25 protein-coding genes are annotated in these 20,655 nt (G+C 47.0%); 12 read left to right on the plus strand and 13 right to left on the minus strand.

The genetic code is table 11. The annotated features are described in order from the left end of the window. Nucleotides 1-91 precede the first annotated feature (91 nt). The 3 genes from I1H34_RS03410 to I1H34_RS03420 all read right to left on the minus strand — a co-directional run bounded on the left by I1H34_RS03410 (nucleotide 92) and on the right by I1H34_RS03420 (nucleotide 4,676). On the minus strand, nucleotides 92-2,419 hold the full coding sequence (locus tag I1H34_RS03410; protein ID WP_212664355.1) for a COG1470 family protein: 2,328 nt from the start codon (nucleotides 2,417-2,419) through the stop codon (nucleotides 92-94). 488 nt (nucleotides 2,420-2,907) lie between these two features. Next, nucleotides 2,908-3,015, minus strand: coding sequence for a photosystem II reaction center protein I (locus I1H34_RS03415; RefSeq protein WP_212664356.1), 108 nt, complete (start codon nucleotides 3,013-3,015; stop codon nucleotides 2,908-2,910). 53 nt (nucleotides 3,016-3,068) lie between these two features. Beyond that, entirely contained in the window at nucleotides 3,069-4,676 is a 1,608-nt protein-coding gene (locus tag I1H34_RS03420; protein ID WP_212664357.1) for a hypothetical protein, read from the minus strand. 170 nt (nucleotides 4,677-4,846) lie between these two features. On the opposite strand from I1H34_RS03420, the gene I1H34_RS03425 reads away from it, so the two are divergent. After that, a complete protein-coding gene (locus tag I1H34_RS03425) occupies nucleotides 4,847-5,263 on the plus strand; it encodes a secondary thiamine-phosphate synthase enzyme YjbQ (RefSeq protein WP_212664358.1) in 417 nt (138 codons plus the stop codon). A gap of 127 nt (nucleotides 5,264-5,390) precedes the next feature. Continuing rightward, entirely contained in the window at nucleotides 5,391-5,795 is a 405-nt protein-coding gene (locus I1H34_RS03430) for a DUF1499 domain-containing protein (RefSeq protein ID WP_212664359.1), read from the plus strand. Nucleotides 5,796-5,818: 23 nt separating this feature from the next. On the opposite strand, the gene I1H34_RS03435 is transcribed toward I1H34_RS03430, so the two are convergent. Further along, entirely contained in the window at nucleotides 5,819-6,331 is a 513-nt protein-coding gene (locus I1H34_RS03435; RefSeq protein WP_235107202.1) for a hypothetical protein, read from the minus strand. A 22-nt stretch (nucleotides 6,332-6,353) separates the two neighbouring features. On the opposite strand from I1H34_RS03435, the gene I1H34_RS03440 reads away from it, so the two are divergent. The 5 genes from I1H34_RS03440 (at nucleotide 6,354) to I1H34_RS03460 (ending at nucleotide 10,820) form a co-directional block, all read left to right on the plus strand. Then, a complete protein-coding gene (locus tag I1H34_RS03440) occupies nucleotides 6,354-6,662 on the plus strand; it encodes a TMEM14 family protein (protein WP_212664360.1) in 309 nt (102 codons plus the stop codon). 245 nt (nucleotides 6,663-6,907) lie between these two features. After that, a complete protein-coding gene (locus tag I1H34_RS03445) occupies nucleotides 6,908-7,822 on the plus strand; it encodes a M23 family metallopeptidase (RefSeq protein ID WP_212664361.1) in 915 nt (304 codons plus the stop codon). A gap of 144 nt (nucleotides 7,823-7,966) precedes the next feature. Beyond that, nucleotides 7,967-8,296: a DUF1825 family protein gene (locus I1H34_RS03450; protein WP_212664362.1), complete on the plus strand. Its 330-nt coding sequence runs from the start codon at nucleotides 7,967-7,969 to the stop codon at nucleotides 8,294-8,296. A 92-nt stretch (nucleotides 8,297-8,388) separates the two neighbouring features. Further along, a complete protein-coding gene (locus I1H34_RS03455; RefSeq protein WP_212664363.1) occupies nucleotides 8,389-9,279 on the plus strand; it encodes an aminotransferase class IV in 891 nt (296 codons plus the stop codon). 98 nt (nucleotides 9,280-9,377) lie between these two features. Further along, complete coding sequence (locus I1H34_RS03460) at nucleotides 9,378-10,820, plus strand: lipocalin/fatty acid-binding family protein (RefSeq protein WP_212664364.1); 1,443 nt, start codon at nucleotides 9,378-9,380, stop codon at nucleotides 10,818-10,820. 37 nt (nucleotides 10,821-10,857) lie between these two features. Here I1H34_RS03460 and I1H34_RS03465 read toward each other — a convergent pair whose 3' ends face one another. Continuing rightward, a complete protein-coding gene (locus I1H34_RS03465; protein WP_212664365.1) occupies nucleotides 10,858-11,457 on the minus strand; it encodes a thioredoxin family protein in 600 nt (199 codons plus the stop codon). Between the two features lie 205 nt (nucleotides 11,458-11,662). On the opposite strand from I1H34_RS03465, the gene I1H34_RS03470 reads away from it, so the two are divergent. After that, entirely contained in the window at nucleotides 11,663-12,373 is a 711-nt protein-coding gene (locus tag I1H34_RS03470; protein ID WP_212664366.1) for an ROK family protein, read from the plus strand. Nucleotides 12,374-12,379: 6 nt separating this feature from the next. On the opposite strand, the gene I1H34_RS03475 is transcribed toward I1H34_RS03470, so the two are convergent. The 3 genes from I1H34_RS03475 to I1H34_RS03485 all read right to left on the minus strand — a co-directional run bounded on the left by I1H34_RS03475 (nucleotide 12,380) and on the right by I1H34_RS03485 (nucleotide 13,790). Continuing rightward, nucleotides 12,380-13,048 (minus strand): hypothetical protein, encoded by a 669-nt coding sequence (locus I1H34_RS03475; protein WP_212664367.1) that lies wholly within the window; start codon nucleotides 13,046-13,048, stop codon nucleotides 12,380-12,382. Nucleotides 13,049-13,353: 305 nt separating this feature from the next. Further along, nucleotides 13,354-13,563: a DUF4278 domain-containing protein gene (locus tag I1H34_RS03480; RefSeq protein ID WP_212664368.1), complete on the minus strand. Its 210-nt coding sequence runs from the start codon at nucleotides 13,561-13,563 to the stop codon at nucleotides 13,354-13,356. A 38-nt stretch (nucleotides 13,564-13,601) separates the two neighbouring features. Further along, nucleotides 13,602-13,790 (minus strand): DUF4278 domain-containing protein, encoded by a 189-nt coding sequence (locus I1H34_RS03485; protein ID WP_212664369.1) that lies wholly within the window; start codon nucleotides 13,788-13,790, stop codon nucleotides 13,602-13,604. 282 nt (nucleotides 13,791-14,072) lie between these two features. On the opposite strand from I1H34_RS03485, the gene I1H34_RS03490 reads away from it, so the two are divergent. After that, nucleotides 14,073-15,227 (plus strand): serine hydrolase domain-containing protein, encoded by a 1,155-nt coding sequence (locus I1H34_RS03490; RefSeq protein WP_249369759.1) that lies wholly within the window; start codon nucleotides 14,073-14,075, stop codon nucleotides 15,225-15,227. A gap of 25 nt (nucleotides 15,228-15,252) precedes the next feature. Here the strand turns inward: I1H34_RS03490 and I1H34_RS03495 are convergent, their stop codons facing one another. Together I1H34_RS03495 and I1H34_RS03500 are read right to left on the minus strand one after the other, a co-directional pair. Then, on the minus strand, nucleotides 15,253-15,843 hold the full coding sequence (locus tag I1H34_RS03495; RefSeq protein WP_212664370.1) for an ankyrin repeat domain-containing protein: 591 nt from the start codon (nucleotides 15,841-15,843) through the stop codon (nucleotides 15,253-15,255). Between the two features lie 64 nt (nucleotides 15,844-15,907). Further along, nucleotides 15,908-16,552 carry an SMI1/KNR4 family protein gene (locus I1H34_RS03500; RefSeq protein WP_212664371.1) on the minus strand — a complete coding sequence of 215 codons (645 nt, stop codon included), beginning with the start codon at nucleotides 16,550-16,552 and terminating at the stop codon, nucleotides 15,908-15,910. A gap of 446 nt (nucleotides 16,553-16,998) precedes the next feature. On the opposite strand from I1H34_RS03500, the gene moaB reads away from it, so the two are divergent. Continuing rightward, nucleotides 16,999-17,514: a molybdenum cofactor biosynthesis protein B gene (gene moaB, locus I1H34_RS03505; protein WP_212664372.1), complete on the plus strand. Its 516-nt coding sequence runs from the start codon at nucleotides 16,999-17,001 to the stop codon at nucleotides 17,512-17,514. A 30-nt stretch (nucleotides 17,515-17,544) separates the two neighbouring features. Here moaB and I1H34_RS03510 read toward each other — a convergent pair whose 3' ends face one another. From I1H34_RS03510 to ubiE, 3 genes are all read right to left on the minus strand, one after another. Beyond that, nucleotides 17,545-17,859 carry a Txe/YoeB family addiction module toxin gene (locus tag I1H34_RS03510; RefSeq protein ID WP_249369761.1) on the minus strand — a complete coding sequence of 105 codons (315 nt, stop codon included), beginning with the start codon at nucleotides 17,857-17,859 and terminating at the stop codon, nucleotides 17,545-17,547. Next, nucleotides 17,786-18,151 (minus strand): type II toxin-antitoxin system Phd/YefM family antitoxin, encoded by a 366-nt coding sequence (locus I1H34_RS03515; RefSeq protein ID WP_212664373.1) that lies wholly within the window; start codon nucleotides 18,149-18,151, stop codon nucleotides 17,786-17,788. The genes I1H34_RS03510 and I1H34_RS03515 overlap by 74 nt, the downstream gene beginning before the upstream one ends. Before the next feature lie 232 nt (nucleotides 18,152-18,383). Beyond that, nucleotides 18,384-19,100: a bifunctional demethylmenaquinone methyltransferase/2-methoxy-6-polyprenyl-1,4-benzoquinol methylase UbiE gene (gene ubiE / locus I1H34_RS03520; protein WP_212664374.1), complete on the minus strand. Its 717-nt coding sequence runs from the start codon at nucleotides 19,098-19,100 to the stop codon at nucleotides 18,384-18,386. 37 nt (nucleotides 19,101-19,137) lie between these two features. Here ubiE and I1H34_RS03525 point away from each other — a divergent pair, with 37 nt between their 5' ends. Beyond that, nucleotides 19,138-19,980, plus strand: coding sequence for a Tab2/Atab2 family RNA-binding protein (locus tag I1H34_RS03525; protein WP_212664375.1), 843 nt, complete (start codon nucleotides 19,138-19,140; stop codon nucleotides 19,978-19,980). A gap of 54 nt (nucleotides 19,981-20,034) precedes the next feature. Next, nucleotides 20,035-20,637 (plus strand): hypothetical protein, encoded by a 603-nt coding sequence (locus I1H34_RS03530; protein WP_212664376.1) that lies wholly within the window; start codon nucleotides 20,035-20,037, stop codon nucleotides 20,635-20,637. Nucleotides 20,638-20,655 lie beyond the last annotated feature (18 nt).

Below are 20,655 nucleotides of genomic sequence, written 5' to 3' on the forward strand. Positions count from 1 at the left end.
GCTGAGCTATCGGTTGGTCACGAGGGGAAGGGCCAGCTCTTGCAGGTGAAGACTGAATAGAAAACGATTAGCAGGAGTGCACGAGTAAATATCACCGGGTTCTTTGGCCAAGGGAGACTAAGACATTCAGCTTCCATAAGGGAACCCCTGCTCTCTGGGCGGCGGCTTCACGACTATACCCTCGACGGAGTAGTTTAATCGCGTCTTGAGTTTTATTCCAGGTTGACCCATTGAGCACAATCTTACGGTTTTGGCGGGCCACCACTAACCCACGGGTGACCAACTGAGCTTCCTTCAGGGCAGCCTGGGAATATTTTGGCTTAGCACTACTCCTGACCGCTACGGGAGGACGAGGTTGAGAAGGACGACTGACCACAGGCTTGCTTACAGGTCGACGGGGACGAGTCGCCCTAGGTGGGGTTTGTCGGGCGGGTAGCGGAGGCAGAGGATTTTGCCGTAGCACTGCAGGTTCTGGAGAGAATGGGGGAGGGTATGCAGCGATAAAAGGCAAGGGTGGTGCCGGTTTGACTTTTGCGGCTTGTTTGGGCTTAACCTGGGCAACGGGCGGTTTGGGTCTGTTGGTCGGCGCTTTGGCAACCGTGCCCCCAATCGCCACGGTTTGTAGCACTTGTTTGCCATTCAGGTCGGTGGCTTGCAGGGTAATTGCCCCTGGCTGTTGGGGGTTGAGCTGGTACTTCATCGAGCCTGATGCGGGTATTTTGCCGGGGCTAGGCAAAATTGCAACGCTGGGATTATTGCCACCCTCTACTTTCCAAGTTAACTTCACATGATCTTGGCCTGGCTTTAAAACAAATTGTGCAGGTGCTTTTTGACCATTGATTAGAAAGCTGGCAATTCTTAGATTTTTAGCCTGTACGTTCATCGGCCCAATAGTTTTGGACAGGGTGAAAGGTTGCTGCTCTTGTTGGTAAGACGCGGTGATCTTGAAAAAATATTGTCCGGGTTTGCGAGCAGCCGTTGGTACCTTTTGACAGGTCAACGTAGGCGTAAAGCGACAATATTTGGTCAGGGTATCAGGAAGCTTGCCATTGACTAATTGATACCGTTGTAACAAAGCCGCCTCGGCATTGTTAGCGTCGACGGTCATAATCTGTAACTCTGTCAGTTGGCTAGGGTTGGCAATTTCCCAGTTCAGCTGAATCGGGCCAGATGGAGCGGAGGCCACGGGACCTGAAGTCGATGTGTTGGCCCTAGAGGCTGGTGCATAAAAGCGGGTAATAAGCGGTACAGCATTGGGTTTGAAGGCAATTAGACTAGTGATTTGGGTTGCCATCGGCTCGCTGGCATTGTCACTCGAAAAAGCCTGTACCTTGAACTGGTATTGGCCTGGATTGGTCGTCCCTGTTGTAATGCCAGTACATTTTAAAGCGCCAGTTTCGGGCTGATCAGATTGACAGAAATTGGAGTTTTGACTGGGGGTGCTCCGCTGTAATTCTTTCGGAATCCCCTCATCAAATCGGAAAGTCTTGGCCACTTCAGATTGGCCTTGGTATTCCCGAAGAATCACTAACTTTGCAAGCTTCTGGCTATTCTTGATGGTCCAGCTGAGCTGAATATCTTTTTGTCCGGTTTGGGGGACAACCGTTTGACTGGAGCGGAGGGCTGCGATGGCAGGGTCAGTGGGTTGACGCCAGAGGAACTGCCACAACAGAGCAGAAGATGTGCCTAAAGCCAAGAGTAACAGCCCGAGAAGTTTGAGGCCGTGGGAGCGAGGATATGGCTGCCATACTACCCCTGCTTGGGCTAGTAATTGCGGTAGCGGGATGCCATTGGTATCTTGCAAATCCACTTGGAATTGGAATTTGCGGCCCTTCCCGAGCCATGGTCTGAGCCACCACCGTCGAGGCTGAACTATGAGGTCCACCTTGCCTGTCTGATCAGGACCCAGATCGAGTTGGAGAGGCTCGGCCTTGAAGGTCAGGCCATTCCGAGCAGGCAATCCTTTAGGCTGCACCGTCAAAACTCTTTCAAATCGAGACGTATTGGTAATCAATAGTTGGTATACACCAACGCCATCCTTAATAAAGGTCAGATCTGGCGTGAGCATGATGTCAATATCATCTGCCACTAGAAATTGCAGATACACTTGGTCTTCCCAGAGAATCTCCCCCTCTGAAGAGACTAGTTGCAGCTTAAGCTGATGCTGGCCAATGGCGGCAACTTCAGTGGGGTGAATTAACACCTCGATTTGATTGTGATGGCCCTGTTCGGCACTCATGGCGGGTGCACCTAGGGTGTAGCAGTCTGAGGATAATTGACTTCCCTTAAGCTGATAGTCTCGCCCCTGACTTGCAATATTTTCTACGGTGATGGTGATCAGTAGCTTGGTGCCTAACTTGAGTGCATAGGGCTGATCTACTGCCGTAACCGGTGCAATCGTAACCTTAGGGGAAGTCATGGGTGAGTCTCTTCGCAGAATTAGAAAGGGGTGTTCGTCAACCTAATAAGTTGAGCAAAGTCTATAGAAACTTTAATGACACTTGTAGAAGAAAAGCAAACTGCATTCATTGAAATCACTGGTTGAATACAGGGTAGCGTTTCGGTAAAAAAATGGTGTTTGCAGACGGGCTTAAGTAATGCCAAATTTATTGAATGGTGGTCTGCTGTGGGTCTACTTCACTCGCCTTGATATTACCGTAAGGGAGATGGACCTGTCAGCCGTAGGATCTAGTGTAGAAGGCACTTAAACTATGAACTTTAATTATGTTAATCAAGGAATAAAGCCAGGATTGATGTTCAAGACATTCTAAATGCTTGTCCTGGATCTATAGAGTCAAACTTCAAGGGATATGGGCACAAAAAACAGTGGGTAAGAAAACTCACCCACCGACATCACACAAAAGATAATCTTAAAAGAAAAGCCAATATTGGCTGGAATATAACGATCTACTTGCTGGAAGGATTACGAGTGGTGTCACTCGAAATGAAACCAAAGAAGAACAGGGAAATAACGAAAATAATCCAAGCGTAGGTAACGAATTTGAGGATTGCCATAGGAACCTATATTACCGGTAGAATAGACAGCAATTAAAACTTAATCTTTATTATCATATCGAATTCCTGCCATCTAATCGAGTCAAAACTTTTTGAAAATAAGACTGAATAGAAGGCTGCAGCCGCTTCCATGCCCACCCCAAGGCGCTTTCAAGCCAGGCAGTGATGCGATCTAACCCAGCTAGAATTCGTTCTAAAGGGTGTTTTTCATAGCCCACCATCACGGCATCTACTTCAATTTCGATGGAGCCATCTTGGGTATAGATTGTTGCTGGAGAGGCAGTCGTTTCTAACTGCTGGGATACTTCAGTAGCCAAGATCGGAGACCCAGGGATTGATGCTGTTGTATTTGCTGGCGAAGCTGTAGGTATTTTTTCGCTATACAGGTCAGCCCAGGATAGCGTTGAGAACGCTTCGTTGGGTGAGGGGGCAGACTGTTGTGGGGCTTGAGCTGCGGGCTGGCCTTGGGTGGGTTGAGGTCGTCCCAATAAGGCCGCCATTGCTGATCGTAAGGTACTGGGAATCCAGGTTGCAGCATACCGGACTGGATGTTCAGGGGGCTGTCCGCCTAAAGTCGGGTCTTGACTGAGAATGCTAAGGCTAGGCTGAAGTTGAGACTGCTGCTGTTTCCAATGTTGAACGACATAGTCCGACAGGTCCGTGGCGGTAGGTCCCATGACTTCCCAAGAGGTGGTCTCCCAAGATGAGATCGCACCGTCTAACATCTCAATGGCATCTTGGGTCAGTTTCGGGGTCAGCTGATCCAAGGTCGCTGCCAATCCCTGGGGTAAGGATAACGGTAGCGGGTATGAGGCTTCATCTCCTGGCAAGGCCAAGGCTTCCTGAAATAAATTGGCTTTTGCCGCCATGGGCCCTGTTTGCATCCAGGCCATAGCTTTGCGGAAGGCTCTAACGGGAGGCAGCATTTGCGATCGCGTTTTTGGCATCGGCAACTGCCGGAAGTCTGTTTTCGCAAGGTGCTGGAAATCTTTGCTGAGTCGCTCTTGTCGTCGATAATTGGCTAACTCCCACGTCATCAGCTTGTGCAATTCTCGTTGCTGGGCAGGGGTAAGAACATCGATGGCCTCATTATCAGGCGTCACCAGGGATACATGGGTCGATTGCAAATCACAGGCAATCCCCTGAATTTTGACCGCTGGTTCTGAGGTAATGCCTAACCAACGAGTGGCTTTGTTGTGGAGAGGATTTCGCTCTGCCCAGCGTTGTATCCACTTCTGATACCGGACTCGAATCGTCGGACGTCGGTGAGAGAGGCCTTCAATCTGAACAGAAAATTGAGGTTCTTCAGCCCATGCGTCGTCTTCTGCGTCTTCGTCCAGTTCAGATTCGAGGGTATCAATTTGAATAGCCGCTAGTACATTGCGAATGGGGCCATCTGCATTGCTCGCAAGGCTATCTTGACTCGGATCGGTAACAGCCTTCAGCAGTCGCTGGCCCTGTACATCTCCCTGACGGAGGGCTTGTTGGGTAAAGCGGGAAACTTGAAATAATAAATAGATAGGGTACAACCCCATCTGCATCCCCCAGAGGCTGGTGACTTTAGCCTGGCGTAAATTCCGTTGCCATTGCTCCGTCAACTCGCGGGACTGTTGGAGGATGAGATTAAATAATCGACTCTGGTAACGGCTTTCCGCTGTCATAATTTCAGTGAAATCCTTACTCTCGCCAGGGAGGGTTGCCCACTTATTGTAAGCTCCAATGTTTCTCTCTCTGGTGTAGGCAATCTCTTAATGAATTAACGTCATATTCATAGAGATGAACCAGAGAAGACCATTGAGGTAGTATCTGTGTGGTCCCCCTAGGAATCGCTATGGCCCATTCCCAACATCTACTCAAAATCCCTACCCAAGGGAAATCTTTCTATAACATCACTCAGCAAGTGCAGTCTGTGGTGGCTGAATCCGGGATGTCCATGGGACTTTGCACCTTGTTTCTTCGCCACACTTCAGCCAGCTTGGTGATTCAAGAGAATGCGGATCCAGATGTCCTACGGGATTTAGAAACGTTTTTAGCGCGAATTGTCCCAGAAGGTCCCCACTATCGCCACAGTACCGAAGGCCCGGATGACATGCCAGCTCACATCCGTACGGCTTTGACTCATACCTCGGAATATATTCCGATTCGTCAAGGTCGTTTAGCCACAGGAATTTGGCAGGGCATCTATGTCTGGGAGCATCGTCAACATGGCTCAAACCGGGAAGTGATTGTGCATTTATCGGGGGAATAACCCTCCCTTTGTATCTTCTTGAAGGCTAGGTGGTTCAAGGCGTTGAGCCTATATCTGAGAAGGTGAACCTACATAAAACTAAATAATTCTTTACAATACAAGCGGTAACCCTATTGTTCTCGTCATCATGCCCCTGCTTTCACTTTCTGGGCAACGGCCCACCTCTTTAGGTCTCAAGAAAAATCAACTCACGCCTTGTCCGAACACACCGAACTGTGTGTGTAGCCAAGATCCCGATCCGGGGCATCAGGTCGACCCCCTCACCTTTGAAGGTGCTCCCAAAGACGCATTTACCAAGCTCAAAACCATCTTGGCCGACACGGGGAATGCAGAAATTATTCAGGAAACCCGGAACTACATCTATGCCGAATTCACTAGCGGCTTGCTGGGATTTGTGGATGATGTGGAATTTTACCTGGATAGCCGGGAAAAAGTGATTCAAGTCCGTTCTGCATCTCGTTTGGGTAAGTCAGATTTAGGGGCTAACAAATCTCGCATTAAATCCATCCAAAAAAAGCTGAAGAAAGCTTAGAGCTCTATTCCTAAGTTCTCTCGCTAGCCAGCAAACGCATCAGGAAAGGCTTGCCATACCTGCTGAATCATCTGACGCAGGGCTTGGTGGGCTTTGCGATCGCGTTCTGAAACGACCTTAGGATCTTCTTGATCCTGAGGTTTTTCCGTATGCATTTGGAGTAGAAACGGGAGGACTTCATCGTCCATTGCGGGCCGGAAGAACCGGGAAGGCCATACTAAATCTGCGCAGTTCTGGAGGCGAAAAGAAAACAGGCCCTGAGCTGGATGAGCGGGTTCTGAACTCTGGGTGGTGAGTTGTAAAAATAAGGGCCGAACCCACGATCGTTGCCGAGCTTCAATGGTCTGGATGACCTCAGCGTACAAGTAGCTGCCTTGGTGCTCTAAGCAGACAATTTCGTAAGAGGTCGCATTGGAGCTAGATCGGTCAATCATGGTTGCAGGGTTGCGATCGCATACTGTTAGTCTATCCCTGAGATAGAACTCCCGACTAGGGGGAATACCGATTAAGAACACACTATGGGACAGTAGTTGCAAGATCTCCTACCCAAGAACCGTCATGACTTCTAGCATTCTTGCCGCATTTATCTATGGTATTTTTACTCTGCTTGGCGGAATTATGGGATATGCCAAGAGTCGGAGTCAGATCTCGTTGATTTCGGGTTGTTTTTCGGGCATGTTGCTGTTATCGGGGGCCTTAGCTGCCTTAAAAGGAAATGCTTGGGGACTGATCCTGGCGATGGTGGTTACTGCTCTTTTAATTATTGTATTTATTGTTCGGTGGCTGAAAACTCGTAAAGTGATGCCTGCTGGATTGATGGTGGGGCTGGGTGGCATTGCCCTTGCCGTGATGATCCTTGGGCAATAACCCTAGGGACGACTGAACGGTTATCTCTGATACCCTTTGGCCTTAAACGAAGGCTAATTTATATTCTCTTGTAGCTGAAAGTTCTCTCCCATGGAGAGGGTGGGCAACCTATGGGCGAAGGATTGATGATGGGCTCTCAGGGTTGAACTAGTCAGTAATGGCAAACCATGGATGGTTGTGTTGCTGGTCTTGGCGTGACTGAACACTCAGAGCTCAGGGAACATACAGTTTGAAAGGATTTGCCCATGCTCTTAACTCAGCGCAAACGGAAAAAGAAAGTTTGGCTTGGTGAACTACTGGTTCAGAAAGGATTGATCAGTCCAGCTGAATTAGCTCACGCCCTAACTGAACAGCGACAGACTCATCTAAAGCTTGGTGAAATCCTGATTCAGCAGGGATTAATTAGCCATCAGCAGCTGCAACAAGTGCTCAATGAACAGCGGTGGCGTAATGTCGTTACGGCTGTATTACTCTCCGTGAGTGCATTGGTCGCTGATTTGCCCCGTCTTGTCTATAGCCAACCGATTCCTTACCACCGATCCAATTCGACGGTGATCACTCCTGATTCTGTGAGTGCAGGAAATTCTCCCAAGGCAATGGGGGGAGCACGGTTACCCAAGCAGCCGAGTCATAATCCCTATCAGGCACCCTTGCAAGCCTATGCGACGGTAACATCTCCCCTACGGGGCTTTTGCCATCCATTGAAGGGACAAGGCCATCTAAGCCAGGGAATTAGAGGCCAAACCCATCGAGGACGAATGGAATATGCCTATGATTTAGCGGTGAATATTGGCACTCCTGTCTATGCAATGCGGTCCGGTAAAGTGATCGCGATTCGTGATTACTATCCCGATAATGGCGGTAGTCAGTCTAAATCTTCTCGTTTTAACTATGTTTGGCTCGAGCATGATAATGGCTACCGTTCTGCCTATATCCATTTGCAAAAGAAATTTAATCGGAACGTTAATCTCAAAATCGGACAGTGGGTAGACGCTCAACAATTGATTGGCTTCAGTGGTAATTCGGGCTGGAGTTCTGGTCCTCACTTACATGTCGAAGTTCAAAAACCTGAACGGGCTAAACCGTTTGCTAAGAAGTTTTCCAAGACCGTCCCTTTCGAGATTGCTGGGTATTGTCCTACTGCCCGATTTGCTCCCTAATCTCAGTCGACGATAAAATAACTTTATCCAAAGGGAAGATTACGGTTTCCCCTAATGCTCTCCCCTAGGTGCATCGAGGAGAAAGCGGTAACATTAGTACATATACCGCTACCCGTTACCTTTCGAAGGACATCACATTTAATCATGGGATTTTTTGATTCTGATATTGTGCAGCAGGAGGCAAAGCAACTGTTTGAGGATTATCAATCCCTCATGCAGTTAGGGGGCAGCTACGGCAAGTTTGATCGGGATGGCAAAGTGCTCTATATCGAGCGCATGGAAGAAATGATGGATCGTTATCGCGTTTTTATGAAGCGCTTTGAGCTGTCCGATGACTTTATGGCCCGCATGACGGTCGAGCAACTCCAAACTCAGCTAGGGCAGTTTGGTATGACTCCCCAGCAAATGTTTGACAATATGAATCGGACCTTAGAACGGATGAGGCAAGATGTTGAATCCAATCCCTATGGGTAAATAAATATGAATTGATCTCAGGATTCTTTGCCCATATAAGGGAGAGGGGCCTGTTCGGGTAGATTGTCTGTAGTACTTTGGATGGACGGGCCATGAGTCTACTGACAAATCTCAACGGTGTAATCGCTGCATCGGCGACGGTTTCCGTTTTAGATCGCGGTTTTTTGTATGGAGATAACATCTACGAAGTGGTGCGAACGTTTCAGGGTCGCCATTTCGGATTGCAAGAGCATCTGGATCGTCTACGACAGTCTGCGGCTTATCTATACATCGATGTGCCGTGGAGCGATCAGCATATTCAAGCAGAAGTGGAGCGCACTCTCCAACAAGCGACCTGGCAAGAGTCCTATATTCGCATTGTGGTCAGTCGGGGAACCGAGACTAAAATCAGCCTCCAACCTAGTCCTGGGCTGCAGCCCAGTTTACTGATTGTCGCTTCAGAGATCTCACCAGAGCCCATCTTGTCAGAAAAAGGAATACACCTGGTGATTGGCGAGCGGCGTCGTAATGATCGCCAAGCCCTGTCTCCAGCTGCTAAAACAGGCAATTATCTCAACAATATTTTGGCGTTACTGGAAGCTCAGCAGCAGGGGGCTGAAGATGCGCTCATGCTCAATCAGCAGGGGGAAATCACCGAAGCTACCACTAGTAACCTCTGGGTTGTTCGAGAGGGGGTGGTTCAAACTCCACCCCCGGAAGTGGGAATTTTGAAGGGCATTACCCGTCATTTTTTGTGGCAGATTCTGCAAACCCATGACATTCCCTGTGAGGAAGTCATTCTCAAGCCAGAGGACTTATGGTCAGTGGAAGAAGCATTTTTGAGCTCTTCTGTGCGTTTAATGATGCCCGTGAATCAAATTAATCAGTATCAACTCCCCCAATGTCCTGGAAAAATAACGCGATTTTTATGGGGTGAGTTTTTGCACTTAATGGCTCAAGAGGGTCATGCCGTTGCTAAGAATACTGAAAGTGTAAGGGTTTAATCGGAAGGATTTTTTGCTGTTTTAGGAGTCGCTGCTGCCCCCCAGCGCTGAAGAAATGTAGGATCTTTGTACATTCATTACATCATCGGATTAGTCCTATGTCACTGCTTTTAACTGATTTTGACCAGTGGTATGACCAGTTTGTAACTGCTTCTCCTAAACAACAGCATGAATTGTTGGTAGATGCGCTTTCAGAACCTATTCCATCTGACTATGCCGAAGAGATTGATCTAATTGCTAGTGTTCTCGATGTGTTCGATATGCTGATCCGCCAAAACTTAACGGATCAAGCAATTCAGTTGACCACTCTTTTGCAAAAACATCATTCTGAGATTTACCAGCGTGAGTTTCAATATTTTGATGGTCAACTGCTTCAATATTCTCTATTCCACCAAGCTTGGCAACAAGTCCAAGAGTATCTCTCGCGTTTTCGAGATCATCCGGTCCAGAGTATTGATCAACTCATTTCAGTTCTCGATAATTTAAGGCTGCATGGTGCTACAGATTTAGCTGTAAATTTGTGCAGAGCCACTTACAAAATGGTTGCGACTTCCTCCCAATTAATAAGTGGGGCTGAATGGGACCTGGGCGTTGTTGTCATTATGGATTTATTCGAACAGGCCCACCATCAACTGCAGCAAGGAGAAACTGTTGACTGGAGTAAGGTGGGGGCTGATGCAGCTAAATTTGGCTTTGAGAATACCCCTAAAAAATGCCAAGAAGTTGAAAAACACTTGACCGAAGATTGGCAGGTTAGCCCAGACGTAAAAAAAGCGTTTAAACAAGATCGAGGTCTTATTCTGCGCCATTTGCTATTAGAGTTTTGTCGATACATGTATTGCCAACAGCAAATGAGTTTTGTCTGCAGTGAGTTGATTTGGAGTACGGTCCTTGACTGCTGCAATCATCAAGATCGTCCCAAAAAACAACTCACCCAACCTGATAGTTATTTCTCCATTTCACAACAGGCGCTTGATAAATATGTAGGCCAATTGGTGGGTGGTCTATTATCAATGCGACAAGCTCAGGGATTTGCAGTTTTATGGGGCATACCTTATGTGTATAAGTTTTTGCTAGACAAACAAATCATCCGAGAGGAGACTTATCATCAGGCATTTAAGGCAACTACTGCATTGAAGGGATTCTTAATCAAAGGATTTCAGCAATCCTTGTGGCAATACAATTTTGTACATGTCTGGCAACGACCTGCTCAAGTTTCGGCAGAAGAATTTGCTTCAGAAACTGAACAGTTTGTAAAGAGTGCTGAGCAAGTTGAACCGTTAAGTGAAGAGCCTCAAGAGCGCTCTGATTTTAGTTTTCTCCATAAAACGCCTAAGCAGGAAGTCTTTGGGAAAGCTGAGTCATCCTCTTCTGGGGGCCAAAACATTTCTCAAGCAACAAAATCTACTCAGCCGCCACAACCTATCTGGGAACCTCCTAAACCTCGCAAATCTCCTTTACAAGAAGCGGCTAAATTATCATCTAAAGGGAAGAAGGGGAAGTCTAAAAAGTCTAATAAGGGATTCAAGTCTTCCTCATAGATACGGATTGAAACCGGTCATCACCATGAAAGGCACATCAACCTAACAATGCTTGGATGGTCTGCTCGGTTGCTTGATAGGCTCCTTCACCAATGTGGTGATAGGTAATCACGCCTTCGCGCGAGGTCAAAAACAGATGGGGCCAATAGCGATTACGGTAGGCTTTCCAGGTTTGATAGTTGTTGTCCAACGGTACGGGATAGGCAATTTTGTATTCTTCTAGAGCCTTCTGGACATTGCTGGAATCATGTTCATATTTAAATTCAGGGGTATGCACACCAATCACTTGTAGACCCTGATCAGCATATTGCTGGTGCCAGCGGGTGATGTAAGGCAGGGTGCGTTGGCTATTGATGCAGCCAAAGGTCCAAAACTGCACAAGAACGACTTTCCCTTGCAGGTCAGCAACTCTGAGGGGATCGGAATTGAGCCATTGGGAAATGCCTTGAAATGGATGCAGGGCTTGTCCCAAATTCACATCATCTCGCTTGGCCCAAAGGGATGCGTTAGGGGTGGCATCAAAGGCGGCTACAGAACGATTTTGCGATCGCGGCAACAATGCAGCTCCAACAGCAGATGCTGCCCCTAACCCAAAGAGGGATAACAGTTTTCGCCGCTGAGGTTGAAAGAAGCTCATAATAATCGCTCAAGTTTCAGAATAGCTAGGGCTTATTCTACTAACCAATACTGAGAATAGACTGAGCAATGAGATAGAGACAATCATGGGTGGCAGTAGCAATCAAACCTAGCTCTGGTAAAGATTACAAGCAGATGTCAAATTCAGGAGCACTTTGGTCTAGACTAGCGGAGTCATAGGTTGTCACATGCGCTAGGAAAAACAGATGGGTACTCCTGCTGATGAATCTCTTTTAGTCTTATCCGTCGATATTGGCGGTAGTGGCATTAAAGCCATGGTGCTAGACGAAAGCGGTCAACCCGTCACAGAGCGGCAGCGTCTTGAAACCCCTTCCTATCCCAATCCACCTGCGGTTTTAGATGTGATTGCAGAACTTGCCAAAGAGCAAGGCAACTTCAACCGGGTCTCTGTGGGATTTCCGGGGGTGGTTCAAAATGGTGTGATCAAAACAGCCGTGAACCTCAATAAAGAATGGATTGACTACGACCTGGCGAAAAATCTGGGAGACCGTTTGGATACCCCCGTTCGTGTGGCTAATGATGCTGATATTCAAGGGTATGGGGCGATTTCAGGTCAAGGCGTTGAGCTAGTCGTTACCCTGGGAACTGGCTTTGGTTCGGCACTCTTTGTCAATGGCCACCTCGTACCCAATTTAGAAATTGCCCATCACCCTTTTATCAAAGACAAAACCTACGAACAGCAGCTAGGTCGTAAAGCCATGAAGAAAAGGGGCAAGAAAGCCTGGAACCGTCATTTAGCCCAAGCGATCAAGAACCTAGAACATCTGTTTAACTACGACAGGCTGTATATGGGAGGAGGCGAAACCAAGCGCGTCCAGATTGAACTACCCGACAATGTTGAAATTGTCAGCAATCGAGCGGGGATTCTTGGTGGAATTGCTCTCTGGCGAGATTAGAGCTGATTAGGGCTGGATTGCGGTTTTGAAGAATTTGTTGCTGTAGGGCCACAAAAATACATTAAATCGGCGACCCGCCAGTGTTTGCCGATGTTGATAGGTGTTTTGGGCAGAGAGGCTCGTGACTGCGTTTAGGCGGTCGGCTAACTTCATACAGTTGGCAAGGCTACTGGGGGTGTAACATTGCACGTCCACTTGATTGCAGCCACCGGACGGTAATTGCTTGGCTTGAAACGGCTGAATACTGCAGTAAATCGTCTTTGTGTACGCCTGGCGGAGTTTGAAAAAGTCTTTTTGAGAGTAGTGGGTAAAGTAGTGATCATCCACTTGCAGGCCATCGGTGTGGCGGGCCTCATGGACAAGCTGGGGTACCGTTAGGGAGCGCAACTGGGGGGACTGAATCCATACCACCGGCTTGAGCTGATGCTGCCGGGCCGCTGCGCTGACTTTTTGCTGCACCTGATCGGAAACATTGCGAAAATCGAGAAACACGACCTTGTACTGCTGCTGCTTAATTTTCGCCATCGCCTGGTTCAGGGTATTCGACGATACGTGGTAGCGAATTTGGGGCTGAGATAGCCAGGTTCCGGAAGGAGCGGCTTGGGCAGTTTGAGGGGCAAGGGCAAGAAAAGCAGTGCCAGCTAGAGCTGTCAGCAGAAATTTAGAGGTAGGCATTAACGGATGGGGATGAGTGAGGATGGAGGAATTCTTTTTCAGAATACCTAGAATAGATCAACTTAAGTGTGACATTGATCGCTGTGGCTAATTAATATAATACGACGAGAGAGAATATGCTGCCAAAGTTCCTCTTCTCTCTCCTGCCAAAAACTCACCTTAATCTGACTAACTGAAGCGCTGCTGGTGGGAAGACCAGGATTTGATGCGGGCTGGCGTTTTGAGAGAGGTGTTATCAGTCAGGAACGTTTAAGCGGAATGAACCCAGTGCTGCACATGCTGCAACTGGGGGGTTGCTCCCATCATTAGGCAAACCTGAGGTGAGTTTTAATGCCTCGATATTGAATCAGTTGCTGAGGTTGTTGTCTGGGCTCTCGCTCTTGCACCGTAGAGACGGGCTGCGTAACATTAATTGCCATTGATAGCCCCCGATAGGTACCTTGCAATACTTCGGAGGAAATAACGGTTGGGTTCGTTGTCACGGTATAAAAGTTATTCCGATATTTCAGTTGCATGATGTTCTTTCCTGGTTGTTGATTCAGATTCCAAGCCATTAAGCAAGATGGAGGATTGTGGTGACCCCTCGATATTTGATCACCTGCTCTTGCTGAGGTGCGACGGTAGGCTGAGCCGTAGGAATAGTAGTGGATAGCCCACGATATCTGCCTGTATATCCTTCGGGTGTGTTGGATTCGGTATTGATGAAAGAGGTGTAGGGGGTATTGCGGTATTTGAGTGGCATAGTTGCTGTTCTCCAGGGTGTTGATAAGCCTGAGTGGGTCTAAGTCGTTAACCTGATTCTCTGGGGAGTGCCCCTTAGATTCAGTGATGCTGATCCAAGGCTCACGTGACCGTAGTCACTGCAGTGCATTGCGCTGAAAAACTTTCTGTGAAGGGATTTCAATGATTTTGTGCTTGTCGATATTTATCCCTAGTGGATGGGGCATTTATGTTGTTGACGGGATACCCTTGACAGTCTGCCTCAACCCCTAAAATAAGTCTGGTGACCCTAGTGATAAACAGATTGAAAAAAGCGCTAAAGATACTGGCAGGGATACTCGCTTTGATGGCGATCGGAGTGGGGGGAGTCGTTGCTTGGCAATGGACCTTTATCCAACGAATGCTGACTTATCCAGAGAATCCCATTACAGGGGTGGATTGGTATGCTCCCATGGCGACGGTTGCTGGAGGGGATAGCCTACCCGTTCCTACCGCTCAACCCCAGTTATCCCAGGCTGCCTTGGAGCAAATTGAACAGTATGCCCAAGACCATCGTTCCTCGTCGCTCCTGGTGATGCATCAAGGTCAACTGGTGCTGGAAAAGTACTGGCAAGGGCATGACCAGGCGGCCTATACCAATTCCATGTCCATGGCCAAAACGGTGCTGTCGTTGCTGATTGGCATTGCGATCGCAGACGGTAGCATCGGTTCAGAACTGGACCCGGTTGCTCAATATATTCCTGAATGGGCCAACGATGACCGAGCCAAAATCACGATTGAAGATTTGCTGAGAATGCAGTCTGGTCTCCGGGATTATGAGATCGCTAACGATCCGTTTTCCGATATTATCCAGATTTATTTAGGTACAGATGCTAAATCGGCGGCTTTAAACGTCCCTGCGGAACGCCCCTCCGGCCAGGAGTTTGCCTATATCAATGCCAATAGCCAAATTTTAGGTCTGCTTTTGGAGCGAGCGACGGGCCAGGGTTTTGGTCAATACTTGTCCACCCAGCTCTGGCAGCCCATTGGTGCCCAAGACGCGCAGTTGTGGTTAGATCGACCGGATGGAAATGCTAAACCATTTTGCTGTTTGTTCGCGCGATCGCAAGATTGGCTACGGGTGGGTCAACTCCTGCTCAATGAGGGCAAGGCGAATCAAAAACAGGTGGTTCCTGCAGACTGGATTAAAAAGATGTTGGTTTCTAGTGGGGCAGAACCTGCCTATGGCTACCACATCTGGCTGAAGGCCCGGACTACAGATGGGCCAGGGTATAAACAAAGAGCCTCACAGCCGTTCTTGTCGGAGGATATGTTTTATCTAGATGGATGGGGACAACAGCGGGTCTATGTTATGCCATCTCAAGAGTTGGTGGTGGTCCGGGTGGGAGAAAAACCCGAAACCTGGGATGATGCCGTGATTCCCAATACCCTCATTCGTGATTTGCAATCTAAAAAGTAGAAGGGGATCTCCAATATGCGGTGGGTTAGGTATTGGACTGTAGAAAGTTGACGATATCTTGATGGTCTAAAGATTCCGAAATTGTCAAAGCGGTATCACCATAATCATCATGAATGTCAATGATTGCACCTGTTTTTACTAAACGTTTACAGATCATCAAATTGCCCTTGGATACAGCTGTCATTAAAGGGGTATACCCCAAGGCACATGTCCGGTTGAGATCAGCATGTGCCTGAATGAGTGCTTCAACGATATCTGGAGTATCCTTGGCGATGGCTAGGTGAAGAGGCGCGGAAGTAACATCACCATAATTTGGATTGGCGCCTGAATTGAGCAACAGCTTAACGATGTCTAAATTCCCTACATCCGTCGCAATCCACAAGGGCATGGTTATCTCATATTGACTTTGATGAACATCCGCCCCTGCCAATAAGAGCATGTCGACGATTTCAACTCGTTGCAGATTAATCGCTTGAATTAATGGAGTAAGCCGCTCTGCTGCCCTGTAGTGGATGTTCACATCAGCTCCCTGTTCAATAAGCTGTTGCAAGGCCAATACATTATTAGCAAGAATCGCTCGACATATTTTTTGTTCAATCGAGTCGATTGTTTTCATAGCCTCTAACGGTTCTGCAGTGCATTTAAAACAGACTGGCGGATCTGGAACATAATCCTATTTTTTATCGCAAACTATACTTTTGGTAAATCGCCTTTTCAATGCTCAGCTTATCTTCATCTATTCGTATGATCATTTCGTCATCTTCTCCATATTCATAAGGAATTAATTTGTATATCTCTAACTCACAACATTCTGCAATTGCAGAGAGCATACTAGTGATATTTCTATACACTCTGATTTGTTTAGGCTTGCAATCAATATCCCATAAATAGACTGGAGATGGATCGAGATCGCCAATTATATATAGGATCCTCTTATTTTCAAAAGAAGCGAACGGAAACCATTTATAATTCCAGAATTCATATTCAAAATCTGATCCTATAGTTTCTTGAGAGGCTTGATATAAGTCAAAGTAGTTGGCTATCGAGTCTTGCAAAGAAAAAAATGCTATTGGTTCACTACAAAATAAATTTTCAGGAAACAAAAATAGATCCTTACACCAACCATTATTATGATTTGGATCTTCTGTCCCATTCCTCCATGCGTATAAATCGTGGAGTTCTCGACTGATTTTGAATGGCAAGCTTTCGATCAGATCTTCAATTTCTTGATGATTTAAACCAGGATTATAGCAATCAGAAAAGTCAAGACATTTAGACTCTATCCAGTTAAATATATAATTCAATTTGCTAGCAACTTTAGACATGGATATATTATGAATTTTAATTCATTTATGACTTTAGTATATTGATTAACCCTCTCGTCTTAAATTGAATATTTATGAATTGTAAGAGAGGCTTGCTGAAAATAGTGGATACACTTGCAGATAAAAATAATATATAGAGAAAGTATGAATAGAGAGTCTAAAAAATGTTTAAAATGCTAGTTCATTAGATAGAAGCTTATTCAGAATAGCCGAGATAGCATTAAGAAAAGATGTGCATAGTTGTTCTGCTGTTTTAGAGGCAGTCCGATTTTGCCCATTAATAAAAGCGATGTTCAACCTCTGTGTTGTGGCGTATTGCCATTTTCTAGAACCTCATCGATTCCGTACTCACTCAGGTCAAAGGATTATAGACGCAGTATGCGTAAAGGTTTGTGGCTTCACTACTATGTTTTAGTAGGATAAGAGCGTGATTTGGGAGCATCAGAATGGCAAAGCAGTTTATTCCCATTAATATTGCTGTGATGACGGTGTCTGATACGCGTACGGAAGACACGGATACCTCCGGGAAACTGTTGTGCGATCGCATCCAAGCAGCTGGACATACCCTAGGTGAGAAAGTCATCGTTCCTGACGACATCTACCAAATTCGTGCTGTTGTGTCTCGTTGGATCGCCAATGAATCCATCCAGGCCATCATCACCACTGGGGGCACGGGGGTGACTGGACGAGACGGCACTCCTGAAGCCATTCAACCTCTATTGGATAAGGAAATTCAGGGATTTGGCGAAATCTTTCGCATGATCTCCTACGACGAGATTAAGACCTCAACGATTCAGTCTCGGGCATTATCGGGAGTGGCCAATGGCACCTACTTGTTTTGTCTACCCGGCTCATCCGGTGCTTGCCGAACAGGTTGGGATGCTCTGATCCAAGATCAATTGGATGTCCGCCACTCTCCCTGTAATTTGGCGGAACTCATGCCTCGATTGCGTGAACGGTAAAGCCGAAACTTTGTGATGCTAAATAAGAGATTAGTCGTAATGATATCGGCAAGTTAAAAAGTCAATTTTCGCATGTCCAACCCGATAAACGAGTCGATCGGCTATCGTGACTCTTCGGCTCCAAAGATTTGCCCCAAGGTGTTTGAGAGGCTCTGGCTTACCCATTCCAGTAAAGGGATGGGCTAAGCACTCATCTACCAATTTCCAGACCTTGTCATAGGCTGTGGGGTTGATGCGAGCTAAGTCTTTTAGATCTTCTCGAAACTCCGTCTCAAAGATGGGACACCGTTGAGGGTTCTTCGCTGGCTGTGACTGTGATGGTATCCGCTGCTTCCGTTTGCTCACAGTATTGCCGTAATTCCTCTAAAGTTTGGTGAGTATTGATCTCTTCTGGGGTATCCAGATCCCTTGTCTGGGATTTTCCCAAAGCAGAAAACAACCGTTCGGCATTTTTTTGCGATCGCAACAGGTGTACTGTTTCCACCAAGCTACTCAACTCAGACTCAGCAATCATGGCAACGTTAGGTGCATCCTTGCGCTTAACGATGACCACTGAACTATCATTGGCTACTTCATCTAGAATTTTGAAAAACTCTTTGCGAGCATTGGTGGCAGATTCTGTTTTGCTGATTAGCATACCTGTACCTAAATCGCGTACATTCACAAGATAGCATCCAGTCTCTATGACTGTCCAAAACTTCACCAAAAAGAGATATAGCGAGGTCCCTCAAACGTGATCTAATACCAATTAGCACCTAAGGGTGTAATTCTAATTATTTGCTAAGCCAACTCAGTATTGGGTTTCACGAGTTTGAGAGTTACACCTTCAGGCACATCTTGGTATAAGCCCTTGGATAGATGTTTAACTATCAATCGTGGTTACTGGGTTTCATTGCTACTAAAACTCCCATTAAGCCCCCAGCAATCGGGTAGTGGGTTACCTCAGTCAAGCCAGCATCTTTCGCTAGCCTTTCCTGTTCAGGTCCTTGAGGAAAGCGTTCTAAACTCGGCGTGATATAGGCATATTCATCCGTGAGGCCATAGCGTTGAGCCACAGGCACCACTACAGATTGCAAATACCAATTTTGAAATTGCTGTATCCAAGCCTGTTGGGGTTGATGAAAGTCTAGAATCGCCACACGGGCACCAGGCTTAAGAACTCGATAAATTTCGCCCAAACATCGAGGAATATCGGTGACATTGCGAAGGCCATATCCCATAGTGATGCAGTCAAACTGGTCTGTGGAAAACGGTAAATCCAGAGCATCCCCTTCTACCCAGTCTAGGGATAAATGGGGATATTGAGTTTTGCTGCGCTGATCGGCAACCGCTAGTTGCTCCGAGGAAAAATCAACTCCGGTCACTTTGCCAGGAGATACTTTTTGGGCTAACAGCCTGGCTAAGTCTCCACTGCCACAGCAAATATCTAATCCTTGATCGCCCGGTTTGGGGTTGGCCCATTTGACGGCCATCATTTTCCAAATACGGTGTTGGCCCAAGCTCAACCATTGATTAAGGTCATCATAAACAGGGGCAATGCGGTTAAAGATGTCTTGAATATCAGAGGATAGAGGAGTTGGGCTCATGGGGGGCAACAGTTGACCGATGGAGAACGCAAAAACGATGACGATCTGGCAAGTAGACTTTGATCGCCGTCCTCTTAAGAATACTGAGGACTATCCCCTCTGGGAACTCACGGTTTATGATCCGCAAACCCAAATGGCGTGTCATCGGCTATGTCCTGAACCTAAGGTCAGCCCTGATTGGTTGATTGGCCAACTCCAAGAGCTGTTTACATTAATGGGGCCACCACCCAGCCAATTTCAAGTGTTTCGGCCTCGTACCCTCACCTATATGCAGACCGTCGGTGAGCAGTTAAATATCTCGGTTGAGGCAACGCGACAAACCCTAGGGCTAAAGCAGGTTTTGCAAATGCGAGTCCCAGCCTATGCTCAAATGCCAGAATATACAGGCCAATCCTATGACCCCTTAGCCATAGAACCCCTCCCGCCTCAGCCGATGCCAGAAGAATTATGGGGAGAGCAATGGCAATTTGTGACCTTGGCCGCCTCCGAGCTGGAATCCGTTTTACTACAACGTCCCATTCCAGTGCAGAGTCTTCCCCCCCAGCTATTGCCTAGTCAATTGGGCTTAGGGCCAGGGACTAACATACCGGGTGTTTTGATCAATGGCGGCCGACGAGCGATGCAGCTTGCCCAATGGCTACAACAGCGCCAACCCGCTGCGATGCAAACCCTGCGAGCTGAGTTGAGTGGTCTGATTTTGTCCGCTGGTTTGAATGAACGCTATGTCTTAGTCACCTATGGTGACCCCGATATCGTTTCAGCAGCTCAGGGGTTTGAGCAGGGGAAGCAAGCGAGTCAAGGTCTACATTTTTTGCTGGTCCAGCCTGATGATTCGGGCGTAACCTATACAGGTCTTTGGTTATTGTCTGCCTTGGAGTAATCCCATCAGGTCCAGAATAGGATAGTGTACCTAGCTCTACTCACATCACAAGGAATGCAGCCAGAATATTTTGAACAATATTGCGATCTCAAACAACGGGGTTTAAAGCAAGAAGCCCGTAAGCTGCTGCTAGCATTTATTTCTTCCTTTCAGGATTTGGCAGAAAAGACGGCCTGGACCAAAGCCTATTTGCACATTTGGGAAAAGGAAAATGCGCATAAAATTCGATATGAACTTTATGAAGCAGTGATTTTCCCCGCGTTGCTGCACGGATATCGGCAACAAGAACTTTGGGGTGTTAAAGGTTTGATCCAAACAGCTCAAAATTTCTATCAAGCCCCCCAGTTATGGTCGCAAATTGACCAAAAGACCGATTGGACTTTACTGGAAGAAGCACAAGCCCTGGCTCCAGACGATGAATCCCTGAGACAACAGCTCATTAGCAAAAATATTAGGTGGTTCGATTTTTGCCAGCATGAATGGCCTGCGGGAATTTTGTATGGTCAGGATGGCGCTTCTATCGCAGAATGTGAGGAAATTTTGAAAGCAGTTGAAAAGACTAAGGTGTTGGATTGCGAATTGATCCATCAAACCTTCTTAGATGAATTTGTGGATAAGGTCCACATGTATCAACGACAGCTGCTCACTAAAAGTTGAGGGTTTAATTGTGTTTCA

Origin of the sequence: Acaryochloris marina S15 (assembly GCF_018336915.1) — a bacterium.
GTDB classification, from domain to species: Bacteria; Cyanobacteriota; Cyanobacteriia; order Thermosynechococcales; family Thermosynechococcaceae; genus Acaryochloris; species Acaryochloris marina_A.

Coding starts and splice junctions, on each gene's coding strand:
- I1H34_RS03410 (WP_212664355.1), bottom strand. CDS start 2,419: ATGACTTCCCCTAAGGTTACGATTGCACCGGTTACGGCAGTAGATCAG.
- I1H34_RS03415 (WP_212664356.1), bottom strand. CDS start 3,015: ATGGCAATCCTCAAATTCGTTACCTACGCTTGGATTATTTTCGTTATT.
- I1H34_RS03420 (WP_212664357.1), bottom strand. CDS start 4,676: ATGACAGCGGAAAGCCGTTACCAGAGTCGATTATTTAATCTCATCCTC.
- I1H34_RS03425 (WP_212664358.1), top strand. CDS start 4,847: ATGGCCCATTCCCAACATCTACTCAAAATCCCTACCCAAGGGAAATCT.
- I1H34_RS03430 (WP_212664359.1), top strand. CDS start 5,391: ATGCCCCTGCTTTCACTTTCTGGGCAACGGCCCACCTCTTTAGGTCTC.
- I1H34_RS03440 (WP_212664360.1), top strand. CDS start 6,354: ATGACTTCTAGCATTCTTGCCGCATTTATCTATGGTATTTTTACTCTG.
- I1H34_RS03445 (WP_212664361.1), top strand. CDS start 6,908: ATGCTCTTAACTCAGCGCAAACGGAAAAAGAAAGTTTGGCTTGGTGAA.
- I1H34_RS03450 (WP_212664362.1), top strand. CDS start 7,967: ATGGGATTTTTTGATTCTGATATTGTGCAGCAGGAGGCAAAGCAACTG.
- I1H34_RS03455 (WP_212664363.1), top strand. CDS start 8,389: ATGAGTCTACTGACAAATCTCAACGGTGTAATCGCTGCATCGGCGACG.
- I1H34_RS03460 (WP_212664364.1), top strand. CDS start 9,378: ATGTCACTGCTTTTAACTGATTTTGACCAGTGGTATGACCAGTTTGTA.
- I1H34_RS03465 (WP_212664365.1), bottom strand. CDS start 11,457: ATGAGCTTCTTTCAACCTCAGCGGCGAAAACTGTTATCCCTCTTTGGG.
- I1H34_RS03470 (WP_212664366.1), top strand. CDS start 11,663: ATGGGTACTCCTGCTGATGAATCTCTTTTAGTCTTATCCGTCGATATT.
- I1H34_RS03475 (WP_212664367.1), bottom strand. CDS start 13,048: ATGCCTACCTCTAAATTTCTGCTGACAGCTCTAGCTGGCACTGCTTTT.
- I1H34_RS03480 (WP_212664368.1), bottom strand. CDS start 13,563: ATGCAACTGAAATATCGGAATAACTTTTATACCGTGACAACGAACCCA.
- I1H34_RS03485 (WP_212664369.1), bottom strand. CDS start 13,790: ATGCCACTCAAATACCGCAATACCCCCTACACCTCTTTCATCAATACC.
- I1H34_RS03495 (WP_212664370.1), bottom strand. CDS start 15,843: ATGAAAACAATCGACTCGATTGAACAAAAAATATGTCGAGCGATTCTT.
- I1H34_RS03500 (WP_212664371.1), bottom strand. CDS start 16,552: ATGTCTAAAGTTGCTAGCAAATTGAATTATATATTTAACTGGATAGAG.
- moaB (WP_212664372.1), top strand. CDS start 16,999: ATGGCAAAGCAGTTTATTCCCATTAATATTGCTGTGATGACGGTGTCT.
- I1H34_RS03515 (WP_212664373.1), bottom strand. CDS start 18,151: ATGCTAATCAGCAAAACAGAATCTGCCACCAATGCTCGCAAAGAGTTT.
- ubiE (WP_212664374.1), bottom strand. CDS start 19,100: ATGAGCCCAACTCCTCTATCCTCTGATATTCAAGACATCTTTAACCGC.
- I1H34_RS03525 (WP_212664375.1), top strand. CDS start 19,138: ATGACGATCTGGCAAGTAGACTTTGATCGCCGTCCTCTTAAGAATACT.
- I1H34_RS03530 (WP_212664376.1), top strand. CDS start 20,035: ATGCAGCCAGAATATTTTGAACAATATTGCGATCTCAAACAACGGGGT.